We start from the raw sequence: 23,029 nt of genomic DNA on the forward strand, positions 1-23,029 counted from the left end.
GTGAACCGCCTCCTCTCCATTTGTGGTTTGACCGCTGTTGTGTTCGCCTCGCCTGCGATGGCGGCCGACAAGGATTTTGACACACTCGTCAAACCATTTCTCGCCAAGCACTGTGTGAGCTGTCATGGCGAAGCCACGGCCAAGGGCGACTTCCGCGTTGATAATCTGGCGCCGGATTTCGGCTCTCCCAAATTGGCCGGTCGGTGGGAGGAGATCATGGGCCGCGTCAACAGCGGTGATATGCCTCCGAAGGCCAAGCCGCGGCCGCCAGCCGAGGATGTCGCCCGGCTGTCCGAATGGGTCGTCGGCCGACTTGCCGAGGCCGAGGCGGCGGGGCAGGGTGCGGAGAAGGTGGCGTTTCGTCGGCTCACACGCGAAGAGTACGCGAACACGATTTGTGAACTGCTCGGTGTCACCGTGGACGTGACCGACCCGACTGGTCTCCCAGAAGATCCGGATTGGCACGGCTTCCAACGGATCGGCGCGGTCCTCACGCTCTCTCCGGCTCACGTCGAAAAATACCTTGCATTGTCAGAAGCGGCGTTGAACGAAGCGCTCCCGACCGGCCCGCAACCAAAGCGGGAAACTGTCCGGTGGAATGCGTTCGATCTTCGCGGCGGGAGTTGGAAAAAATACGAGAAAGAGTATCAGGCCCGAGGCATCGCCGACAAGGTTCGCGCGGACATCGTCCCCAACAACGGGGCGCTGGACGATCACACACTCCAAGTCAAAACCCCCGGCGATTACCTCGTCCGTATCAAACTCAGCGGCTTGCGCCCGGCCGGGGGACGTGCCCCGCGATTGCGATTGTACGACAGTGGAATCAGTCGGTTGCTGTTCGAGCGAGACGTGGAGGCACCGGAAGACAAGCCGGTCACGCTCGAATTTCGCACTCATTTGCCCGTCGGGAATCACAATGTTCGCATCATGAATGCCGTGCCGGGGCCGAATCCGGAGGATCGCCGGTCGCGGTCGAGCGAGGTGCCGAACGCCTTCACCGGATTGCAAACCCGCGTCCCGTGGCAGATCAAGTTCACCGACGATGATGGCAAGCCGATTGTCCCGTTCCTGTTGCTGGATTCCATCGAGTGGGATGGCCCGGTTGTCGATTCCTGGCCGACGCCTGCCTACCGGCAAATCTTCTTCGGCGGCGAGTCGGCGGTGAAGGACTTGGCTTACGCCCGTCAGATCATCGCCCGCTTTGCCGAGCGGGCTTGGCGGCGACCGGTGCGACCGGCGGAGTTGGATCGTCTCGTCAAGCTCGTCGAGACGGCCCGGAAAGTGGGCGACGATTTCGAGGCGGCCGTCAAGACTTCGCTGCTGGCCGTGCTTAATTCAAAGAGCTTCCTCTACCTCGAAGAAGGGGAGGTGGCGGCCCCGTCGCCCCGCATCACCGACTGGCAATTGGCTTCGCGGTTGTCGTACTTCTTGTGGAGTTCGATGCCCGATCAACGGCTGTTCGACCTGGCTCGTGAAGGCAAGCTACGCCAGCCTGAGATTCGCCGCGCCGAAGTCCGGCGAATGCTGGCCGACCCGAGGGCGGCGGCCTTTGCCGAGTCGTTCCCGCGTCAGTGGTTGCAATTGCGAAAGGTGGGCATGTTCGCCCCCGACAAAACGCTTTACCCCGAGTACGACGAATACTTGGAAAAGAGCATGGTTGCCGAGACGACCGGGTTTTTTCGAGAGATTTTGACCCGTGACGCCAGCCTTCGGGAATTCCTTGATTCCGACTGGACGATGCTCAACGAACGTCTGGCAACGCATTATGGCATCACGGGCGTGACCGGGGAATCCATGCGACGGGTATCCCTAAGCCCCGAACATCACCGGGGCGGCCTAATGACGCAAGCCTCGATTCTCAGCCTGACCTCCGACGGAACCCGGCATCGGCCTGTTCACCGGGGTGTCTGGATGCTGGAATCAATTGTCGGCAAACCGCCGCCTCCACCCCCTGCGAATGTCCCCGCGCTCGCCACCCCGGCGGCGGCCACGCGCAAAACAACGGTGCGAGAGAAACTTGAATCGCACCGGTCCGACGCGAATTGCGCGGGCTGTCACCGTCGTATCGACCCGCTTGGCCTGGCTTTCGATAATTATGATGCGATTGGGCGTTGGCGGGACGTGGAGACGGTGCGTGACGGGACCGGGGCCGATCCCCGGCTTGACCCGAGTGGCGAACTGCCCGATGGCCGAAAGTTCGCCGATGCCGTTGCGTTGAAACGGCTGATGCTTGAGGACACCGACAAATTCGCCGCCGCCTTCACTGAAAAGCTCGCAACATATGCCCTTCGTCGCGGAGTGACATTCGGCGACCGTGCCGAATTGAAACGCCTCGTCGAGCAATCAAAATCCGATGGCCACAAGCTCGCCAAACTGGTCGAATCGTTCGTGGCCGATGATCTTTTTCTGAAACGGTGATGCCAGTTGATAAATAATTCGGACCCGGATCGCTGGCATCCCACGGTAGTCGTTACCAGACAAACTGCCGCAGGACGCAAGCTGAAAAGGCCGAAATTGCTTACTCGTAAGCAATCGCCTCGGTGATGTTAAGTCTCACGGCGTGAATCGCCGGGATCAACCCGGCGAGAGTTGAAGTGACAATCGCCACGGCTCCGATGCCAAGGGCTTGTTCCCACGGGATGAGCATGTCGAAGCGGAAGCCGGATTCTTCCAGCAACACCACGTTCAAGAGATACCATTCCATCGGCAAGCCCATCGCAAAGCCGAGAGCGGTGCCGAGCAAGCCCATGAGCATGGCTTCCGCGATCACCGATTTGATGATTTGCAATTGCGTTGCCCCGACAGCGCGCAACAGGCCGAGTTCCCGCCGACGCTGAAGCACGGAGATGAGAAGGGCCGTCACTACGCCAAGGGCGGCAACGATGCCCACCACCACTTGTTGCAAATAAGCCACCCGGAAAAGCCGGTCAACCACGCCGACGAGATACAGTTGAACGGAGGCTTGGTTTTGGACCAATAGTTGGTGTTCGTCCGTATAGGTTCGCACTCGTTCGTAAGTGGCTTCACGATCTTGGTCGAGTTTGAAGAAAACGTGATAGGCGTCTACCAGCCGATCTTCAAACACCCGCGAGAAAACGGTTCGGTCAATAAAGATGGTTCCCTGGCTCCAAGTATAATCTTTGCCCACACCTTTGATGATGAAATCAATCGGGCCATGCGGGCCGGGGATGGCGATGGTGTCTCCCTCTTTCACTTTCCACTTCTCGGCAAAATTCTCGGACACGACCACAAAATTGCCGGTTGGCAGTTCCTCGAATTTTTCCAGTTTGGGCAAGCCCTCCGGCATTCTCAACCGTAGCGCGCGGCGGTAATCGGCGGCATCAATGCCAATCACCATCACGAATGTGCCGCGAAATTCCGGGCGATAAAACCGCAGGCCGACGACCCGGTCCACTCCTTCGATCTTGCGAATGTCATCGGCAATTTTCGGGTCCATCGGCGTCATCGAACTGTTGGCCGAGGCGAGATTGCCCCAGAAAACATAGGCATCGGCCTGGATCACCTGCCGAAGCCACTGACGGATCGGCACCTCATGGCTCTTGCCCACCCCGGCCGTCTGAAACATCAGGCTCACCCCGGCGGCCAAGGCTCCGATCACCACGCCGGTGCGGCCCGGCGCCCGCAACAGATTGTCGGCAGCCAATCGGGATTCGACTCCCAGCAACACCCGGCACAATGGAATGAGCAATCGGGCCATCCAGGCCACCAGAATCGGCATGGCGAGAAACAACCCCGTGAGAACGAACGTCATGCCAAAGAGCGATCCTTGATGAGTCGCCAGATGTTCGCGGTAAGCAACCATAAACAAGCCGGCCACGATGAGAACAACACAAGCCAGACGGTGAACCCAACGCATGATTCCCCCGGTATTCGAGGGGGCGCGCCGAACGGCATCGGCCGGTTCATCCGAGGCGGCTTGCATCGCGGGAACAAGGGCCGCCAAGAGGGAGGTAATCATCCCGGCCACGATGGCGAAAATGGCGGTTCGCCGATCCAGCATCGGGCGGGCGGTGTCCCCGTTGAGGAAGATGGAGGCAAACTCTTCGCCAAACTGGTCGATGGCAAAATTCGCCAACGTCACCCCCAAGGGAATGCCCGGAATGGCCCCGATGAGGCCGAGGGTCATCGCCTCAATGGCAAACAGGCTGGCAATCTGGGTGCGAGTCGCCCCGAGGGAACGCATCACGCCGATGTCGTGTCGTCGTTCGGCCACCGTCACCGAAAGGGCGTTGTACACCAGAAACAGGCCGACAATCAATGAGCCGAGCGAACACATATTGAGGACGATCTTCATCCCGCCGATGACTTCCTCGGTGGATTTGCGATTCTCCTCCGGAGTCCGCACGGTGGATCGAATCCCCGCAATTTGTTGCAAGGTATCCATGATGCGGTGAACGTCGGCCCCCGGTTCCAAGAAGAAGTCGATCCGGCTCACCCGGTCGTTGTCTTCGGCCCTCGGCAAGTCGGTATGGCGAAGCAAGACGGTGGCCTGTTTCACATCCATCGCCACCAACGAATCCGCAAACGGAGCAATGGGCGAATCCTTGGGAATATCAATCACGGCGATGAGGTTGAACTTCAACACATTGTTCGTGTACCGCACTTCCACCGGGTCGGTGTCGGCCTTGCCCAGTTTCTTGCGATCCTCGTAAAGCCGGCGTGACAGGGCGACCGGTTTGCCGATCAGGGCAAGCGGATTGTTAACCAGTTGAAACGAGATTTTGAGTTTGTCGGCTGCCGCCTCGTCCGATGGGGTGCGGTCTGTCAGGGAAGTTCCGAAGAGGATGCCGGAGCGGCCGTTGATTTCCGGCAGCATCACGCGCTCAATGATGAATGGCTCCGCGCGTTTGATGCCGGGAATGTTCGCTTTTTTCACTTCTTCGACGAGCGACCACGGAACGCCGATCTCGCCGTTGGTGATGTATAAATCGGCCACATCGGCCGGGACGGTGGAATCCATCGCCGCCAGTTCGACGCACTTGTTCAACATCTGGGCCGAGACGAGAGTGGCCACGCCAAGCGAAATGCTCAGGGCGACCAGCAAACCACGATCCCAGCGTTGCCAGAGGTAACGAAGAACTAACGCGCGAAACAGAGGGAACATAAGCGAACGCTCGGGCGAATGCGGCAAAGAGAAAGGAAATCACGCACTGGCGGCAATGAGGTGGTCGCCGACGCCGCGAAGATCCTCTTCGTGGGCGATCACACCATCTTGGATAAACACAAGGCGGTCACCATATTCGGCCGCTTTGCGGTCGTGCGTGACCATCACGAGGGAACATTTCCCCTCTTCCGGAAGACTTCGGAGCAATTGCAGGATTTCCCGGCTGGTCTTTGAATCGAGGTTGCCGGTCGGTTCGTCGCACAGAATAGCCGTCGGCTCGGTCACCAAGGCGCGGGCGATGGCAATTCGCTGCATTTCCCCCCCGGACATCTCCTCGGGGAAATGATCGGCCCGGTGTCCCATGCCCACGCGGTCCAAGGAAACGCGGGCTTTCTCAAGAGCCGTCTTTCGGCGTGTTCCCGCCAGCAACAACGGCAGGGCGACGTTTTCAACGCCCTTGAGCGTGGGGAGCAGATTGAAAAACTGAAACACAAACCCGATCTTGGTGCGGCGAAGGAGGGAGCGTTGCCGGTCGGTCATCTTCTGGAGGTGATGCTCCTGAAAAATCACATCCCCGGTGGTCGGCGTGTCCAAGGCGCCGAGCAAATGCAACAACGTTGACTTGCCGGAACCGGACGGCCCCATGATGGCGAGAAACTCCCCCGACGGAACCGTCAAGTCCACCCCGCGAACTGCGTTGACAGTCCGGGAGCCTTGCTTGTAGGTTTTCGTCACATTCACCAATCGCATCATGAAGATGTTACTCCGCCAGCCGCGTCGTGGTTTCCGCTCAGTTATGAAGTTTCCGATATTTCGCCTTCGACGACTGTTCAGCCGCCGAGCCGAGTCTGGCCCGGCGATTCTCTTCGTAGGATTGGTAGTTCCCCTCGTGCCAGAAAACCTTGTTGTCCGGCTCAAAAGCCAGAATGTGGGTCGCAATCCGGTCAAGGAACCAGCGATCGTGACTGATGACCACCGCGCAACCCCCGAAGTTAATCATGGCTTCCTCAAGGGCACGCAGCGTATCCACGTCGAGGTCATTCGTCGGTTCGTCAAGCAATAAGAGGTTCCCGCCGCTGCGGAGGAGTTTCGCCAAGTGAACGCGGTTGCGTTCCCCACCGGAAAGTTCACCGACCCGGCGTTGCTGATCCGTTCCCTTGAAGTTGAACCGCGAAACGTAGCCCCGGCTCGACACTTTTCGCTTGCCGAGCATCAAGTGATCCGTCCCGCCGGTGATTTCCTCAAAGACCGAAAGCTTGTCGTTCAAAGCATCGCGGTTCTGGTCCACATAAGCGACTTGCACCGTCTCGCCGACACGCAAGGTTCCCGCATCCGGAGTTTCCTGGCCGACGATCATGCGGAAGAGGGTCGTTTTCCCGGCCCCGTTCGGCCCGATGACGCCGATGATTCCCCCGCGAGGAAGATCAAAGGTCATGTCCGTGAACAACACATTGTTGCCGAATGCCTTGGACACTCCCTCGGCCCGTACCACCAGATTCCCCAACGGATTGCCGGGAGGAATCTGCATGACGATTTCGTCGTCGCGTTCCTCGTATTCTTGGGAGGCTAGCTTCTCATAGGCCGTCAACCGGGCTTTGTTCTTGGCGAGCCGCCCCTTGGGAGAGGTTTTCACCCATTCCAGTTCGCGGGCCAGCGATTTTTGACGAGCCGACTCGGCTTTTTCCTCAATGGCCAGGCGGGCACGTTTTTGTTCCATCCACGCCGTGTAATTGCCCTTGAACGGGTAGCCACGGCCGCGATCCAACTCCAGAATCCACTCGGCGACATTGTCGAGGAAGTAACGGTCGTGCGTCACTGAAACGACGGTCCCCTCGTATTCTTTCAAGTGCTGTTCGAGCCAGAACACCGAATCGGCGTCCAAGTGGTTGGTCGGTTCGTCAAGCAGCAATAAGTCCGGTTTTTGCAGGAGCGTCTTGCACAAGGCGACCCGGCGACGTTCCCCCCCGGAGAGGACTTCGACCATCGAATCCGAAGGAGGAAGTTTCATGGCGGACATCGCCATTTCGAGCAACCGATCCACTTCGTAAGCGTTCACGGCGTCAATCTTCGCCTGCACACGGTCCATTTCGTCCGTGAGTTTGTCGAATTCTTCGGGCGTGGCCTCGGCCATCTTTTCGCCAATTTCTTCCTGTCGCTTCACGAGATTGCGGATCGGGGCGACCGCTTCCTCAATGTTTTCCAGCACCGTCTTCCCGGCGGTGAGTTTCGGTTCTTGCGGCACATAGCCGATGCTGATGCCGTTCTCGGCCCGCACCGACCCCATGAAGTCCTTGTCCTGAAGGGCCATGATCTTCAACAGGGTGCTTTTGCCGGCCCCGTTGGAACCGATGACGCCGATCTTTGCCCCCGGCAGGAAGGAGAGGCGGATGTCCTCCAACACCTTCTTGACGCCATACATCTTGGTCAGTTTTTCGATCTGGAAAATGTAATGCTCGGACATCCGGTTCCCCGTCAGGCCAAAAAACTTCGGGCTAAAACGCCATTATACCGCGAATGTGCGGTTTGGCAGGACGTCTGTAAGAAGGAAGGCATACGTCTGTATAGTAGTGGATACGAAAGTCGCTTTTTGACGTGGGGGAAACGATTCAATGGCCGCCGCACCCGCCGTGGATCAGGAAAAGACCGGTCTCGGCAACTACTTCATCGCCAACTACCCGCCATTTTCCTTTTGGAAACCCACCAACTTACCCGCCGCCAACGAAGCGCTCAACCGCGCTCCGGTCCCCGGCACGCCGCTTGGGCTTTACCTGCACATTCCGTTCTGTCGGAAGCGGTGTAAGTTCTGCTACTTTCGGGTCTACACCGACAAGAACGCAAGAGAAATCGAAGTTTACACCGACGCGCTCACCAAGGAAGTCGAACTACTTTCCAAATTGCCGGTGATCGGTGGGCGTCACCTCCATTACGTCTATTTCGGCGGGGGAACGCCGAGCTACTTGAGCGCGGCTCAACTTCGGGAATTGATGACCCGCCTCCGCGCTATCATGCCGTGGGACCAAGCCGAAGAAGTCACTTTCGAGTGCGAACCCGGCACGCTCCAACAGCACAAATTGGAAACCCTGCGGGAAATGGGCGTCTCCCGCCTTAGTCTCGGGGTGGAAAACTTCAAGCCGGAGATTCTCAAGTACAACGGCCGGGCGCACTTGGAGGAAGAAATTCACCGGGCCTTTGGCTGGGCCAGGGATTTGGGCTTCCCGCAGATCAATATTGATCTCATCGCCGGAATGGTCGGCGAGGACTGGGATAACTGGAAGGTGTGTGTCGAAAAGACCATCGCCATGGGTCCGGATAGTGTTACCATCTACCAGATGGAATTGCCATACAACACTGTTTTCTCCAAAGAATTGAAAATTCTCGGCAATGACGAGCCGACAATGGCCGTCGCTGACTGGCCGACGAAACGGGCTTGGGTGGATTATGCGTTCAGCGAGTTCGTGAAAGCGGGCTATTCGATTTCCAGCGCTTACACGGTGGTGAAGAGCAAGGAAAAGACCAAATTCGTCTACCGAGACGCCCTCTGGCACGGCGCCGACATGTTCGGCACCGGGGTCGCTTCGTTCGGTCAGGTGAATGGAGTCCACCTGCAAAACGTCGATCAATGGGAACAGTATTTGGAAAAGCTTGATCGCAACGAGCTTCCATTGGGCCGTGCGCTGCCTGTCACCCCCCGCGAGTCGCTGATCCGCGAGATGATTCTTCAGATCAAGACCGGCCGGTTGGATCTTGGGTATTTCCAATCCAAATTTGCCGTGAACATCCTGAAAGAGTTTGAACCGCAGTTTCGGAAACTTGAGGAAGATGGCTGGTTGAAGACGACATCGGACTCGGTGGAAGTCACCCGGCCGGGTCTTTTGCAAATTGACCGCCAGTTGCCGATCTTTTTCGATTCCCAGTTCAAGAGCGAACGGTACACTTGATCTGACAACCCCGCCCGGCCCGTTGAACATTCCACACATGGCCGATCCGCTGATTTTCGACATGGGCAAATACGAAGCCCGTCTCCCCACGGAGCTTCGTTATTGCCGGAATCACATGTGGTGCCGACCGGAGGCCGATGGCGTCAGCCGGTTCGGCTTCTCAACCTACGCCCTGCGGCTGATGCAGGATGTTTACTTTCTCGACTGGTGCGTTTCCGAGGGGGCCAGCGTCGCCTACAAGCAGCAAATCGGCAACATCGAGACATCGAAGGCCGTTTCCGATTTGTTCTCCCCCATCGCCGGAACGATCACTTCCGTGAATTCGGAAGCCTTGAAAGACCCATCAATCATCAACGTGTCGGCTTACGAAAACGGCTGGCTGTTCACGATGACCGGGGAAACTCTCGGTACGATGACCGCCTCGGAATATGTGGAATATCTGAACACGAATTGGGAACAAACCCAGCGTATTCTCAAAGGGCAAATGCACGAATAACCGTGTTCCCCGCTTGTTTTTCAGTTACACTATCGATTGCTGAAATCCCACCAGGTATCCCGCATCCATGAGCCGTCAACGACTCACCGTGGTTCTTTCCCAAGCCCCCGGAAAACATCCGGCGAAACGATCGCTTGAAGAAAGCGTTGCCGCCGCGTTGATTTTGGAACCCGGTTTGGATGTCTCGATCGTTCCCAATCTGTATGATCTCGGCCCCGATCACACCGGGCGATTGTACCTTCAGGGCGTCACCGGGGATTTGCTGGTTTTCTCCTGGCATTTTCCCCGCGCCGCCTTCTGGCTGCTCGACCGGATGGGCGTGCCTGGAAAAATGGGCGAATCGCTCATCAAACCGGCCAGCGACGAGGACGACACGGAAACCGAACCGCCGGAAGGCATCGGCTCCGGGGCCGCCATTCCGGATCGTCACATTTATTGCATCGACCTCCGGGAGAAGCACAACGCCGAACCGTATCTCGCCGAGGTTCGCCGAATCGCGGCCGAATGCCGTGATCGTCGAGACGAAGCCCAACGCTCCCGGCCGGCGGCGGCCGCCCCGTTGGTTCAACTAGGCTTTGGCCTCACCCCCAAGGTTCCCGAACTCCCGGCTTTCACTCCGGAACAATTGCTCGCGCCCCCCAACCGGCGCTGGTATCCGGTGATCGACTATAGCCGCTGCACCAACTGCCTCGAATGCCTCGATTTTTGCCTCTTCGGCGTCTATGGGGTGGACAGGCTAGATCGCATTTTGGTCGAAAGCCAGGACAACTGTAAGAAGGGTTGCCCGGCGTGCAGCCGGGTATGTCCTGAACAAGCGATCATGTTCCCCGAGTATAAGACTCCCGCCATCGCCGGGGCGCCGGTGGGAGAGATTAGCGGCCTGAAAATCGACCTTTCCCGGTTGTTCGGCGGCGAGGAAAAAGACGCCGTGTCGCAGGCCATTGCCGAACGGGATCGTGAACTGGTCGCCGACGGACGCCAAGCCGTTGGAACCGCCGTCGGGTTGGCTAAACGCCAACCCGCCAGTCCGGCCGCCGCCAAGGACGATTTGGACAAACTGATGGACGATCTCGACGCTCTCGGCCTTTGAACACCTCCGAACAGGGTGTAAACCCGCCAAAAGCACATGAAAAGGGCTGAAACCCGTTTGTTTTGGGGTGTCCAATGTGTTCAATTTTACCCCCGCCCCTTTTTTCTTTTTAGTGTGTCCAATGTGTTCAGTTTCACTTCGCGATTTTTGACTCTGACAAATCTCTTTACCCGGTGACTTTGCTTTCCCAAACCGCCAGTTTTCCGGTCAAATCCCCTTCCGTTCCGGCTTGACGTAATTTCCTCCGGCCGTTATTCCCCGCCCCACGCAACCCAAAGATTCTGACCGCAGATCCCTTTGGGTGGCGGCATCAACTTGGAGTTTCCGTGGGCGGTCGTTCAACGTACCTCTGGCTGGCGCTGGCATTCCTCACCCTCGGGGCGGGGATGCCGACCGTGGCCGTCGGGGCCGAAATCACCCGCCTCCAGTGGACCGCCCCCGCCAAAACCCCGTTCTCCATGATGGCCAAGGATATTTTCACTTGGCAAGATGGCATGGAAACGGCGTTCCTGCTTCGCGGGGCTGTCGTCCTCGACCACGACGGCAACAGCATTCGCGCTGACGAAGCCATTGTTTGGTGGGATTCAATCGCCAAGAACCGCCGTGAGCCGATCAAAGTCGTTGTCTTTGCCAAGGCCGCCGACGGGCAATCTGTGTTAATCAATCACTCGGGCGGATCGGTTGACAAACAACCGGCGGTGGTGATTGAAGCCGCGATGGTCGAATTCACGACCCCGGCCATCGGCCGTTATGGCTATCAAGTCACGCAAAAATCGATGGCCTCCGATGCGCTCTTCAAAGAAGCATCGCTCGCACGTGGTCGAACCGTCCAAGCTGCCAAACCGGCTGAAGATCCCGCGGCAAAGACGCTGGTTCTCCCGGTCCAGGCGATCAAGCGCGATGCGGAACCGCCGCCAATGCCGGCTCCGGGCGGGGTGCAACCCAAAAACACACTGCCGCCGCCGGCGGCCCTGGACCCTCCGCTCATCACCGGAACCACGGTGATTCCGGTTCCCCTTTCGGAAACCCGCACGATCTGGATCGCCCCGCGTTCGACGCAACCTTACGAAGTGCGGATGACGCTGATCGACAAGGAACGTGTCACTGTCGTCACCGGCGGCATCAAGTTGCTGGCCAAATTCACGACCGGCCAAATCCGCGCCTTGCAGGTCGAGGCTGATCGAATTGTGATCTGGAGGAAGGGCGGGGATTCCAAAAGCGCCGTCGATGCGATGGGTTCCACGGACGGCAGCGACTCCGCCGGCCTTGAGTTCTACATGTCCGGCAATGTGGTGATCCGATACGGCGGCGATGACGACGGAACGGCGACCGGAAAACCGGCCACGCAATCAAAGACGTTGCGGGCCGAGCGAGTTTACTACGATGTGGAGCGGCACAAGGCCATCGCCATCGAAGCGGACCTTGAGTACATCAAAGACGGATATGCAAACAAAGCGCACATGAAAGGCCGGGAAATTTATCAGCTCGGGTCGTCCGAGTTTCAGGCCATCCTCGCCGAGATTCATGCTAGCCGGCTTCCCTCCGATCCCGAACTTCGGGTCACCACGCCGATGGCATCGATCTACAAGATGCCCCGCGAGCTAAAAACCACGATTATTGGCACGCCTTTTCGGGACCGGCTCACCGGTGAACTGATCGAGGAAGACCCGGAGATTCTGGAGGCAACCGATGTCACCACTAAGATCGGCCCCATTCCGGTTTTTTACGCTCCCAAAGTCAAAACCGACTTGGAAGACCCCTTGGGGCCGTTCAAGGGCGTTGTGTTCCGTCAGGACCGTATCTTTGGCTTCCAAACATACCTGACGTGGGACATGCTTGATCTGATCGGATTAAAAAAGCTGCCGGGCGAAAAGTGGGATTTGTTGACGGATTATCTCGGTCGTCGCGGCCCCGGCCTGGGGACCAGATACCTCCTTTCTGGCGACACGTTTTTGGGAATGGATGCCCCGTTCCAGACGTTGGTGAAGGGGTACATCATTCACGACAAGGGGACGGACATCATTGGCGGCGAGCGGGGCATGGACTTTTCGCCCCCCGACCTCCGGGGCCGGTTTTTGTGGCGGCACCAGCAAGAATTCGGCGATCTGACATTGCAAAGCCAGATCGCCTATCTGAGTGATCGAAACTTTTACGAGCAGTATTACAACTTCGACTATAACCAGGGACCGAACCAAGAAACCTTCTTGTGGCTGAAGTATCAAAACGGCAATGCGGCGGTCACCATGCTGACCGAACCGAACATCCGAAATTGGGTTAGCGAAACCCAATGGCTGCCGAAGTTAGAAGGGCAGTTGCTGGGGATTTCCCTGTTCGACACCCTGACATACCACACTTGGGGCAGCGTGGGCTACGCCCGTTCGTCGCCATACCGCCAGCCAACCCGGGAATTCCCGTTTGGCGTCGATGTCAACTCGCCGCCCATCGAACCCTCCGTCAACACGGGGCGTTTTGACTGGATGCAGGAATTGTCCATGCCCTTTTACGCGGGACCGCTCAAAGTGGTTCCCTATGGGGTCGCGGACTTTGCCTACTACACAAGCGACACGGCCAACAGAAGCCCCGAGGGCCGGGCCTACGGCGGCTTGGGGGTTCGTTCGAGCTTGCCGCTCTCTCGCCTCTATTCAGACATCGAGAGCGAACTGTTTAACGTGCAGGGAATCTATCATAAGAACGTCTTCAGCGCGAATTACTATTACGCCGCCTCGTCGACCAGCCATACGCTTCTGCCGCAACTGGATCGATTGAACGACGACGCGACGGAATCCTCCTGGCGGGACATCACTCCGTGGCACCCATACTTTGATCCGACAATGAATATCAAAGGGGCGGCTCTTGCCAGTTCGCCGATTTACGATCCCCGCCTGTACGCGATCCGGCGATTGGTGGACTCCAAGCCGGACACACTCGACGATATTCAGGTCTTGCAATTGGGCTGGCGGCAACGGTTCCAGACCAAACGCGGCTATCCGGGTTTGGAACATGAGGTTGACTGGCTGACAATCAATCTCACCGGCTCGATTTTCCCGACGCCGGAACGGGACAATTTCGGCAAGAACGTCGGCTTTTTGGAATCGAATGTGGTGTGGAACGTTGGTGATCGGAATTCCGTGTACCTCGATTCTTGGGTGGACCCGTATGATCTCGGAGCCAGATACGTTGCGGTCGGCACGAGCTATCAGCGTGATGACCGGACTCGGCTCAGTGTCTCGTATCGAACCATTGAGCCGGTTGGCAGCCGGTTGGTCACGGCTTCCGTCGGCTATGTGTTCAATCCCAAATATGTGGTGACTGCCGCCACCTCCTATGAATTTAGCACTCAGGCTTCTCTCTCAAACTCACTGACCTTCACCCGGATCGGGACGGACATGCAGGTGAGCGTCGGGTTTAATTACAACGCGCTGCTCAACACGTTCGGGTTTAACGTCAACGTCGTGCCGAATCTGGCGGCGGGCAACAACGCGGCCAGCGGAACACAGGCGAGTTTCGGCGGGTTGGGCGGAAGTCCCACCCAAGACCGTCGGTAAACAAAAAAGAGAGGGCCGCCTGGCTCCTCTCTTTTGGACTTCTTGAATCTCTTGGAAACTTATCTCGCCCCGGTCGTCGGGGTCAGTCGAAGACCGATGGCCACCGTCCGATCGGCCTTGGAGAGAAGCGCCCACGGCGTTTGCGGATGGTTCTTCACCAATTCGTTGAGGGATTTTCGAGCCTCATCAAACATCACCTTGTATTCCTTGGCGGTGTTTTTATCGAGCGTGACCTCGGCGGTCAAACGATAGCCGTTTTGGTCGCCAGTCAGGTCAGGCACCTTCCCGCCGCGAACGTTGGCGAGCGCCAGATTGTATTGATAGGCGTAGCAAATGCGGAATTTCACCTGAGCCAGGATGTAATCATAATTAGCCTGCCAGCGCTTCGTCTGGGCTTCCTTCATCGAAGCGATGTTCTCAAGCTCCTCAAGATGCTCTCGCAGGATCACCTCAACATTGGCGGGAACTTCCTGAACTCGCTTGAGTTGGTTCTTGGCGGCATCCGATGTCTCGCCAACAAATGATTCCGGCAACTCGTTGCCATTGCCCGCCTCACGGAGCTTTCGCATTCTTTCAACGGCCGCCAAAACAACCTTTTGAAACGCATCCGGCGTGTCGTCCGCTTTCAAGGCTCCCATTTCGTATTCCTTGAGCGTCTCCGCCTTGAAGGGGACAATGTCTGAAATCTTGGCTTGGACCGCGTCTTCGCGGAAAGACTTCACCGACGGGACTTCGATCTCCCGCAGAATGGAGGCGATCATTTTCGGATCGGCCGATGGCGGGGGAACCGGATAAGCCACCTTGCCGGGGACAGCTTCGTTAGGGTCGTATTTCACGACAACGTCACGATGTTTGAGCGTCACTTTGGGCGTTTGCGTTTTGCCGACGAACCGATCCTTTACCAAGTCGGGGACTTTCTCACTCATGTAAGTCACCAGACGTTCGGCGGGAAGCGGATCCGTCGGGGCGAGAAGTTTTCCTTCGGGAGTCAGAAACCCCTCAAGGCCTGCCGTTTGAATCATGCTGAGGAAGAACCCGCCGTACACGGCGGCTTTCATTCCCTTGCGAAGGAAATAATCCACTTCATACGAATATTCGCCCTTGGAGCAGGTGGTCAACACACTGACGCCCTCGGGGGAGTCATGCAGGGCTTTTTCCAACCCTTCGCTCATCACACCGGGGTGGGGGCGTTCCAAACCGCGATCCGGATGGAAACGGGCCACATCAAAGATCACCAATTTTTCTTGCGCCTTGCAGGCCGCCACCTTCTCATAGAACCATTCAAGGGGGATCATGGTTTCTGGTTCTTCAAAATCTCCCTCCAGCGGAAGCAGGAAGGCTTTGCCATCTTTTTCGTAAGCATGTCCGCAGAATACGAAAACCACCCGGTCTTGCTCGCGGCTTGAGTCGGCAAAATTGGTGATCGCCCCCTCCATCACCATCTTCAAGGGGAGTGATTTCGCCGCTTTGGCCACCACAGCGGTCATCTCCCCCTTCTTTTTCGGGGTGGAAGTCTTGGCGGCCGCCAGTTTTTCGGCCTTGGTGGGGGCATCCGTCAGATGGTAAACTTGTTCGTTGGGAATCCGCCAACGATCAGCCAGTTTGCGAATGTTCGCATCGGTGCCGGTCGGAGCAGTTTCGACTGCCAGGAGAGATTGCTCCCCGTTATGCAGCGGATTGGCATACAGATAACTGTGAATCGAGATGGCCAGCATCCGGCGGGGAAAAATCCCCCCGGCCACTTCCTGAGTGTTATTCGACGCCCCGTTGGCCGGGACGCCAGGTTTGTTCTCGGCAATCGTCTGATCTTTCGGAGTCTCGCCGGACGGAGGGCTGAACAGGTCCGGGCGAAACTTGTAGACCGCCCCGGCCCCGCCGACGACGCCCAGAAATAACACGCCGAAAATGGCATATTTAATCCACGCTCCGCTCTTGGGCCCCTTGTAATGGCCCCGGCCGCTGTAGCGTTCTCTGGTGTCAAATGCCGTCACATAAGTTGATTTCCCCTCGGCGGCCGCCGGGACCGTTGCCGGTCGCACAGGGGCGGTCGCCATCGGTGCGGCGGCAAGTGGCGTATATTCCGGCAAAGGTTCCCAAGTCGGGCTGGGCATCACGGGACTTGCCGGCTTCACGGCTTGGACCGGAGACGCGGCCGGAACCGAAGCGGCTTTGGGAGCATTCTGGGCGGTTGCCTCGGGCTTCGTCTTGCGACGGGCCTGCATTTGATGGCCGCAATGCTTGCACTTGATTGTGCGATCCGCCCATTCCGCCGGAATGGAGAGCACATTCTGGCATTTGGGGCATTTGGCGCGAACAACTTCCTTCATCGGAATGATCCTGGCCGGGGGGAGTACGCGATCCGGGCGATTGAGCGGCTGTGTGTGAATTAGACGATATTTTAGGCGAAGAAGTTTCCCGGTGAATTAACGAACCGGGAAATCTGGCGAAAAGTTTAAGGAATGGCAGAGAGTTTCGTTTCGAGGGATTTCCAAGTATCGTCAATGACCGTCTTGGCGGCCGATTGAATCAGCGTCATGGAGACGATCTTCATGAACCCAGTTCGCTCAAGGATGTCGGCTTGGTAACGAACATCGGTTCCAATATCAACTCTCAGAAATTGCAAAGTGATTTCGGAAATTCCACCACCACCCGTTGCTTTGGTGGTGGCTCGGAACCGCGAGGAATCAGCTAGCCGTTCAATCACTTCCAAGGTGATTTCGACGGTGCTGGAAAACAAGCCGGTTCCGAGACGGGTTTTCCAGACCGCCCGGTCCGGTCCGGCTTCAAGAATCTCGTCCACGCGATCCAAACTGCGGACCAGAAACTCAGAATCACTGAGAGAAGCGCTCACCCGTTCATGCGGAAACGGGATGAGGCGTGAACCTTCAAGCCGGGACATGCGGACTCCGGCTTAGGGACGATGCAGTTTGCCGATCAACTCGTTCCAACTCATCACTTTCCATTCCTGACGAGGACTGTTCCCGGCCGTGTTCATTTCCTCGTCAACGGCCGACGGAATCATCCGTTCTTCATCTTCGTCTTCCTCGGAATCCGGAGCCATCTCGCCGGGGGCTTCCCCCTCTTCGACAGTTTCCTCTTCCTCGGCCGTTTCTTTCACGGCCTCAAACTCTCCGCTATCATCAGAAGCCGCCGGTTCCTCGCCGGGGGCTCCTTCCGGAGTGGCTCCGCCCTTTTTCCGGCGACGACGACGACGACGACGTTTCTTTTTGCCTTCGCCTTCTTCGCTGGTTCCTTCGCTCGTTTCCTCCGAACCACCTTCGTCGCCTTCGAGATCATCCGAGAACTCTTCGTCCTTCGGGGCCTCTTCCAAGCCACCGCCGAAATCATCTTCCTCGGCGGCTTCCGGGGTCGGCGCGTGGGCATGTTTCGGAGGATGGGCCGCCGGGGCATGGTGCGTGTGCGCCACTGGCGGGGGTGGTGTCAGAGCGGCGGCCGGAGTGACCCCGTCCACGCCCAACTCATCAGCCAGGTTGTCCCAACTGCTGTCTAAATCGTCGTTTTCCGTCGGCATGATTTCGTTTCTCTCGTTCAATTACCGGGCATTATATCGAAGCGGCGAGTGTTCGCCGTGGGGCATTTCGGGGATTCGGCGAATCCGATTTCCACCAACCTGCCTCCAATCCAAACAACTTGAGAATCAAAGGCGTTTGATGAGAACCTGCGAATGGCGGCCGCTGCGGTCGTAAATTAGGCGCCTCGCCGGGGGGAGATCATCCGGGGTTCCGAGTTGAAATCCCCCTTTTTGAACAAAGTAATTGATCGCCTGGGTGGACAGGCAAAACAAAACCTCGTGGCCCAATGTTCGGGCGAGTTCTTCCGCATAACGAATGATCCGCACGCCGATGCCCCGGTTTTCGTTCCGGTTATCGACATAGACGCAGGCGAGTTCGGCCTTTTTTTGTTCCACGAATTGGTGCAATGCCCCGCAAGCCACGGGGTTTTTGTCCACTTCAAAGACGAAAAAGTCGTCGATCTGGCGTTCGACATCGGCTCGGGTGCGTTTCAGGAGTTCGTCCGCCTCCACACCTTGTTGGATGAGGGCGTGGATCGCCCGGAGATCTTTCTTTTGGGCTTTGCGGAATGATTGGTATTCGTTGGCATGAACCAGCGTGCCGACGCCGTCGTTTGAAAAAACCTCGGCGAGCAACCCCTCCGGGGTGGTCCCGTCGATGATGTGAACGCGGGGAATCGACGACTTGGAAGCCTTTGTGGCGTTTTCCAGCTTGGAAATCGCCTCCACGGGCTGCAGTTCGGTCCGATGTTTTTTGAGGATGGCAACCGTTTCGTCGGTTGTGAGGGTGCGCAATGTCCGCCCGTTGAGCCGGGGTGGTTTGTGGGCTGAGAGGTAAATAAGTTTCACCGCTTGGACGGCCTTGGCCACCTCGACGGCCACGGCATCCGAATTAAGCCGAAACGTTCGCCCCTCCCCGTCGAAACCCAACGGGGCGATGACGGGGATGATATCCCCGTCAAGCAGGGTTTTCAGGACGGCCGTGTCGATTCGTTCCAATCGGCCAGTCCATTGATGATCGATTCCTCCGAGGATGCCGGCCGGGTGGGCGACGATGGAATTGGTCGCGGCCGCCCGCAGGTCGTTATCTGCGAGTCCCTGGAGAACTTGATGGGTGACACTTTGCGAAGCTTGGATGCTCAGACGAAGCGTGGCCGGATCGGTGACGCCGATTCCGTCGCTATTGCTGAGGCGCAAGCCCTCTTTCGCGGCGGCCTGGCGGATTTGCAGACCGGCGCCGTGGACGATGGCAACACCGATTCGCAGACTGCGAAGGAGTTTGATGTCCAGCATCAAGTTGGTGAAGTTATCGTCCGAGACGATGGCGCCGTCGATCGCGATCACAAAGACCCGGTCGCGGAATTGCGGGATGTAACGAAGAATCTCCCGCAGGTCGGTCAGTCGCAGCATGTAACGTGATTCCGGGCCGGCGGCACGGGGGATCGACATCTTCCTCCCCGTCGCCGGTCATTCCCCCTATTGTTGACTACGGAAGTCCGCAGGCAAGACGAAAGACACGGAGTATCTCATGGCAAGCGTGGAAAAAGTCGTGATCATCGGAAGCGGCCCCGCCGGTTGGGCGGCGGCGATCTACACCGCCCGGGCGAATCTCAACCCACTGGTGATCGAAGGCGACCCCATTAGTGAAAAGAACCGGCAACAGGGCACTCTTCCCCTTGGTCAACTGAACCTCACGCTCGAAGTAGAAAATTATCCCGGCTATCCGTCCGGTCACACACGGGAACTACTGAAGAGCGCCCTGCCTGAAGAATCGCAGCCATATTGGGTGGCCGCGAACAAACCGCAGCCAAACCACGGGATCAACGGCCCGGAATTGATGGAGTTGATGCGGCAACAAGCAAAGAATTTCGGCACGCGAATTGTTTCCAAAGATGTTTTGAAGGTTGATTTCTCAAAGCAGCCTTTCACACTGACCACTCACGACGGTGAAAAGGTTCAGGCTCTTTCCGTGATTATCGCCACCGGGGCAAGAGCGAATTATCTTGGATTGCCAAGCGAAGATGCGTTCAAGAACCGGGGTGTTTCCGCATGTGCGGTTTGTGATGGCGCGCTGCCCCGATTCAGAAACAATCCGATCATCGTCGTCGGCGGCGGCGATTCGGCGATTGAAGAGGCCAATTATTTGGCGAAGTTCGGCAGCAAAGTTCTGTTGCTGGTCCGCAAAGACACATTTCGGGCCAGCAAGATCATGCAGCAACGAGCCTTGGACAATCCCAAGATTGATGTGCGCTGGAACACGGAACTGCATGAAGTTTTGGGGAACGACGACAAGGGTGTGACCGGCGTGAAGTTGCAGAACAACAAGACGGGCGAAATCGTCGAACAGCCTTGCACCGGGGTGTTTCTCGCCATCGGCCACACGCCCAACACAAGTTTCCTCGACGGGCAACTTAAACTGACGGATAAAAAGTACATTCAGTGGACCACCCCGGCCCGGACTTATACCAGCGTCGAGGCTGTCTTCGCCGCCGGGGACGTGGCCGACGACTATTACCGGCAGGCAATCACCGCCGCCGGTTCCGGGTGCATGGCCGCTTTGGATGCCGAACGATACCTGGCCCATCACGGACATGTTTGAGCGTCTTACCGAAGCCGAATGGCGGGACTGTCAACGCCGCCATCACGAAAGACTCGCGCCTTATGCCGAGGAGCGAGTCCGGCGGATGGCGACAGGAACCAAACATCCCGCCCGTGATTTTCTCTTCGAATATTTTTCGTTCCGGCCGTCGCAATTGCTGAGATGGTCCCCCGGTCCGGATTGTCTGCTGGAAAACGCCCGTTCCGAGGAACTGGCTTGGAAGGGTGTTTTTGAAACAGTGCCAGAAGGGCTTGTTCTCCCGGCGGCCGCCTTTCCCCCCCACCGATTGACATTCGTGCGGTGGGCCTTCAATTATCTGAACAAGATCGCCGCCCGTCCGGCCTTCAGTGGTTGTTTCGGCTTGCACGAATGGGCGATGGTTTACCGCGAAGAGAACATTCGACACGGCCGCACACCGCTGCGTTTATCCCCCGATGACATTGCCGGGATCGTGGAAACCGGCGATCTGTGCTGCACGCATTACGATGCGTACCGCTTCTTCACTCCGCTGGCCGTTCCCAAAAATCGCCATCAACTCACCCGTGACACGACGGAGCATTTCGACCAACCCGGTTGCGTGCATGTCACGATGGATCTTTACCGTTACGCCTACAAGATCGCCCCGTGGGTATCCGGCGAACTGCTTGGGGATGCGTTTCTACTGGCATGGGAGGCCCGCGAACTGGACATGCGAGCCAGCCCGTATGACATGACCGGTTACGAACTCGAACCCATCCGCATCGAAGAGGCGACCGGACGACAGGAATACGTCCGCCGACAACAGGAATTGACCCGAAAAGCCGAACCGATCCGCACCAAACTCATCAAGGTGTACGAACGATTGCTTGAGGTGAACGAAGAAAAAAGAGAAGACTAATCACAAAGATCACACAAAGTTTCACAGGGAAGAAATCACGATATGATTCTTTTGCCTTAATGATTATTTATTTCCATAACAATCACTTCAAACTTTCCAAATAGGCCAGCAGATCGGCCGCTTGTTCGGCAGTCATGTCTCGCAAAAGCTGTTCCGGCATCAGGGATTTTTCGACGGTGTCAGCGTCACCAGTTTGTTGGCTGGGATCACCGTGTCTTTGCCTTGGTTGTCACGAACAACCACCTCGGCGGCTGTTTGCCTGATTACAAGGCCGCTCACCAATCGGCCATCGTCGATTTCGGCCGTATAACTGGCGAACTTGGCGTCGATATCCTTTGAGGGATCGACGATGCTCTCCAAAAGTTGCCGCTTCTGCATCTTCTTGCCGATCTGCGAGAGGTCCGGTCCAATCTCTCCCCCTTGCCTGCCAATCTTGTGGCATTGAGCGCATTGTGAAACCGCCTTCCCAGATGAGCCGAAAAAAGTGTTCAGTTGGCCCGCTGTTTTTGACCAACGGGGCGGGTGTCCAACTGTCCAGAAATAGTCAACACAAAGGTGTTTTTCACTTTTTCCGGTCGCTTTTGGGATGAGTTCTGACCGGTTTAAAAATCGGAAAGAGCCGGGGGCCGTAACCCCGCTGTTTGCGAAGTTGCCCGGCCCCCGGTCGGGAAACCCCGGCGGATTGGGGCTTCCGGCCATGTGCGGACAGACGATCGAGCGAGGTTGCCTTTGTTCAAACAAGATTCACCAGGAAGTTGCCGGTGAACTGCGGCGTCGGCTGGTTCTTGTCGTAGACGAAATGGGGCGAGGTGACGCGCACGCTGCCGATGCTTGTTTTGGGGACGATGCCGAAATACACGGGAATGTCATTAGTGGCGACCGATTTCAGGGACACGGCGCCCACCGTCTTGGCCGCCACAAAGCTGTTGGCAAAGGCCGCGCCGGTCGAACCACTGACGCCGGTCGCCGTGAACGTCGTGAGTTTGAAATCTTCCGAAAAAGTCCCGTTGATAATCGGGTTATTCGGGTTGGCCGGGGTGTAGGTCAGGGAGAGAGAGCTATTGATGAACGCCCCGACGGTGATCGATCCGACATTGCCGGACACATCCCAAGCCGCGCCCGTGACCGTCCCGCCGATTCTCACCGTGGCCAGCGCCGGCTTGTCTGCCGCCACCCCCTGGCCGCTCAGCGTGATGCCCGCATGAAAGTCCTTCGTGACCGTCAGCGTTCCCAGGCTGTAAGCCGAGATCGACCCGGAATCGAATCCGCCGACGGTCAGCGAGCCAATGGCGCCGGTGGCATTCCACGCCGATCCGGTGGCATTTCCGCCGATTCTCACCGTGGTCAGTGTCGGCTTGCCCGACGCCACCCCTTGGCCGCTTAGCGTGACATTCGCGGAGAAGTCCCCCTTGATCGTCATCGTTCCCACACTGGCCGCCACCAGCGACCCGCCGCCGAATTGGGCGGCCGTCAGGGCGGCGATCCCGCCGTCGATGTTGATCTTGGCGTTGTCGTCGATGTTGTTGAGGGTGATGCTCGTTGATTGGGCGAGCGTCCCGGCGAGCATGATTCCCCCGCCGGTCAAATCGCTCGCGGCGGCCGACAGGGTCTTCAGCCCCGAGCCTTCAATGGCGCCGATGCTCACCAGCCCGTCGCCCCCCTTGGCTTTGACCACGGTGATGGTCAGCACGCTCTTGGTCGCGTCCGTGCCTTGCAGATAGATCCCCTTGATCGGCCCTTTGCCGGTTCCGTCGGGGTCGTCCTGAATCACGGCAATCTGGCCGGTGGCGGCCGGGGTGAGTTTCACCGTGTATTTGTCGCCGTCCG

16 protein-coding genes are annotated in these 23,029 nt (G+C 57.7%); 7 read left to right on the forward strand and 9 right to left on the reverse strand.

All coding sequences use genetic code 11. From position 1 onward, the window contains the following. On the forward strand, positions 1 to 2,418 hold the full coding sequence (locus BGIM_RS0130860) for a DUF1592 domain-containing protein (protein WP_202947332.1): 2,418 nt from the start codon (positions 1 to 3) through the stop codon (positions 2,416 to 2,418). 100 nt (positions 2,419 to 2,518) lie between these two features. On the opposite strand, the gene BGIM_RS0130865 is transcribed toward BGIM_RS0130860, so the two are convergent. Genes BGIM_RS0130865 through ettA form a run of 3 tightly spaced genes read right to left on the reverse strand, consistent with a single transcriptional unit; the run spans position 2,519 to position 7,586 of the window. Beyond that, the gene (locus BGIM_RS0130865; RefSeq protein ID WP_020473540.1) at positions 2,519 to 5,125 is read right to left on the reverse strand and encodes an ABC transporter permease; all 2,607 of its coding nucleotides are present in this window, start codon (positions 5,123 to 5,125) and stop codon (positions 2,519 to 2,521) included. A gap of 39 nt (positions 5,126 to 5,164) precedes the next feature. Next, positions 5,165 to 5,878: an ABC transporter ATP-binding protein gene (locus BGIM_RS0130870; RefSeq protein ID WP_020473541.1), complete on the reverse strand. Its 714-nt coding sequence runs from the start codon at positions 5,876 to 5,878 to the stop codon at positions 5,165 to 5,167. A 37-nt stretch (positions 5,879 to 5,915) separates the two neighbouring features. Further along, positions 5,916 to 7,586 carry an energy-dependent translational throttle protein EttA gene (gene ettA, locus BGIM_RS0130875; protein ID WP_020473542.1) on the reverse strand — a complete coding sequence of 557 codons (1,671 nt, stop codon included), beginning with the start codon at positions 7,584 to 7,586 and terminating at the stop codon, positions 5,916 to 5,918. Between the two features lie 148 nt (positions 7,587 to 7,734). Between ettA and BGIM_RS0130880 the strand changes: the two genes are divergently transcribed. From BGIM_RS0130880 to BGIM_RS0130895, 4 genes are all read left to right on the forward strand, one after another. Beyond that, entirely contained in the window at positions 7,735 to 9,063 is a 1,329-nt protein-coding gene (locus BGIM_RS0130880) for a coproporphyrinogen-III oxidase family protein (RefSeq protein ID WP_020473543.1), read from the forward strand. A 37-nt stretch (positions 9,064 to 9,100) separates the two neighbouring features. Next, the gene (locus BGIM_RS0130885; RefSeq protein WP_020473544.1) at positions 9,101 to 9,559 is read left to right on the forward strand and encodes a glycine cleavage system protein H; all 459 of its coding nucleotides are present in this window, start codon (positions 9,101 to 9,103) and stop codon (positions 9,557 to 9,559) included. Positions 9,560 to 9,626: 67 nt separating this feature from the next. Next, positions 9,627 to 10,649, forward strand: coding sequence for a 4Fe-4S dicluster domain-containing protein (locus BGIM_RS0130890; RefSeq protein WP_020473545.1), 1,023 nt, complete (start codon positions 9,627 to 9,629; stop codon positions 10,647 to 10,649). Positions 10,650 to 10,975: 326 nt separating this feature from the next. Next, entirely contained in the window at positions 10,976 to 14,194 is a 3,219-nt protein-coding gene (locus tag BGIM_RS0130895; protein WP_020473546.1) for an LPS-assembly protein LptD, read from the forward strand. Between the two features lie 59 nt (positions 14,195 to 14,253). Here BGIM_RS0130895 and BGIM_RS0130900 read toward each other — a convergent pair whose 3' ends face one another. The 4 genes from BGIM_RS0130900 to argA all read right to left on the reverse strand — a co-directional run bounded on the left by BGIM_RS0130900 (position 14,254) and on the right by argA (position 19,175). Then, entirely contained in the window at positions 14,254 to 16,521 is a 2,268-nt protein-coding gene (locus BGIM_RS0130900) for a hypothetical protein (protein WP_020473547.1), read from the reverse strand. Between the two features lie 125 nt (positions 16,522 to 16,646). After that, positions 16,647 to 17,093, reverse strand: a complete 447-nt coding sequence (locus tag BGIM_RS0130905; protein ID WP_020473548.1) for a CoxG family protein — start codon at positions 17,091 to 17,093, stop codon at positions 16,647 to 16,649. A 12-nt stretch (positions 17,094 to 17,105) separates the two neighbouring features. Next, entirely contained in the window at positions 17,106 to 17,726 is a 621-nt protein-coding gene (locus BGIM_RS0130910) for a hypothetical protein (protein ID WP_029630906.1), read from the reverse strand. 126 nt (positions 17,727 to 17,852) lie between these two features. Then, positions 17,853 to 19,175: an amino-acid N-acetyltransferase gene (gene argA / locus BGIM_RS0130915; RefSeq protein ID WP_020473549.1), complete on the reverse strand. Its 1,323-nt coding sequence runs from the start codon at positions 19,173 to 19,175 to the stop codon at positions 17,853 to 17,855. A 79-nt stretch (positions 19,176 to 19,254) separates the two neighbouring features. On the opposite strand from argA, the gene BGIM_RS0130920 reads away from it, so the two are divergent. Both BGIM_RS0130920 and BGIM_RS0130925 read left to right on the forward strand, forming a co-directional pair. Beyond that, the gene (locus BGIM_RS0130920) at positions 19,255 to 20,325 is read left to right on the forward strand and encodes an NAD(P)/FAD-dependent oxidoreductase (RefSeq protein ID WP_020473550.1); all 1,071 of its coding nucleotides are present in this window, start codon (positions 19,255 to 19,257) and stop codon (positions 20,323 to 20,325) included. Positions 20,326 to 20,410: 85 nt separating this feature from the next. Continuing rightward, on the forward strand, positions 20,411 to 21,202 hold the full coding sequence (locus BGIM_RS0130925; RefSeq protein ID WP_020473551.1) for a hypothetical protein: 792 nt from the start codon (positions 20,411 to 20,413) through the stop codon (positions 21,200 to 21,202). A 159-nt stretch (positions 21,203 to 21,361) separates the two neighbouring features. Here the strand turns inward: BGIM_RS0130925 and BGIM_RS0130930 are convergent, their stop codons facing one another. Then, positions 21,362 to 21,901 (reverse strand): c-type cytochrome, encoded by a 540-nt coding sequence (locus BGIM_RS0130930; protein ID WP_020473552.1) that lies wholly within the window; start codon positions 21,899 to 21,901, stop codon positions 21,362 to 21,364. Between the two features lie 34 nt (positions 21,902 to 21,935). Next, a partial coding sequence (locus BGIM_RS66070) for a hypothetical protein (RefSeq protein ID WP_193789023.1) occupies positions 21,936 to 23,029 on the reverse strand: 1,094 nt, incomplete at its 5' end.

Origin of the sequence: Zavarzinella formosa DSM 19928, from assembly GCF_000255705.1 — a bacterium.
GTDB lineage: Bacteria > Planctomycetota > Planctomycetia > Gemmatales > Gemmataceae > Zavarzinella > Zavarzinella formosa.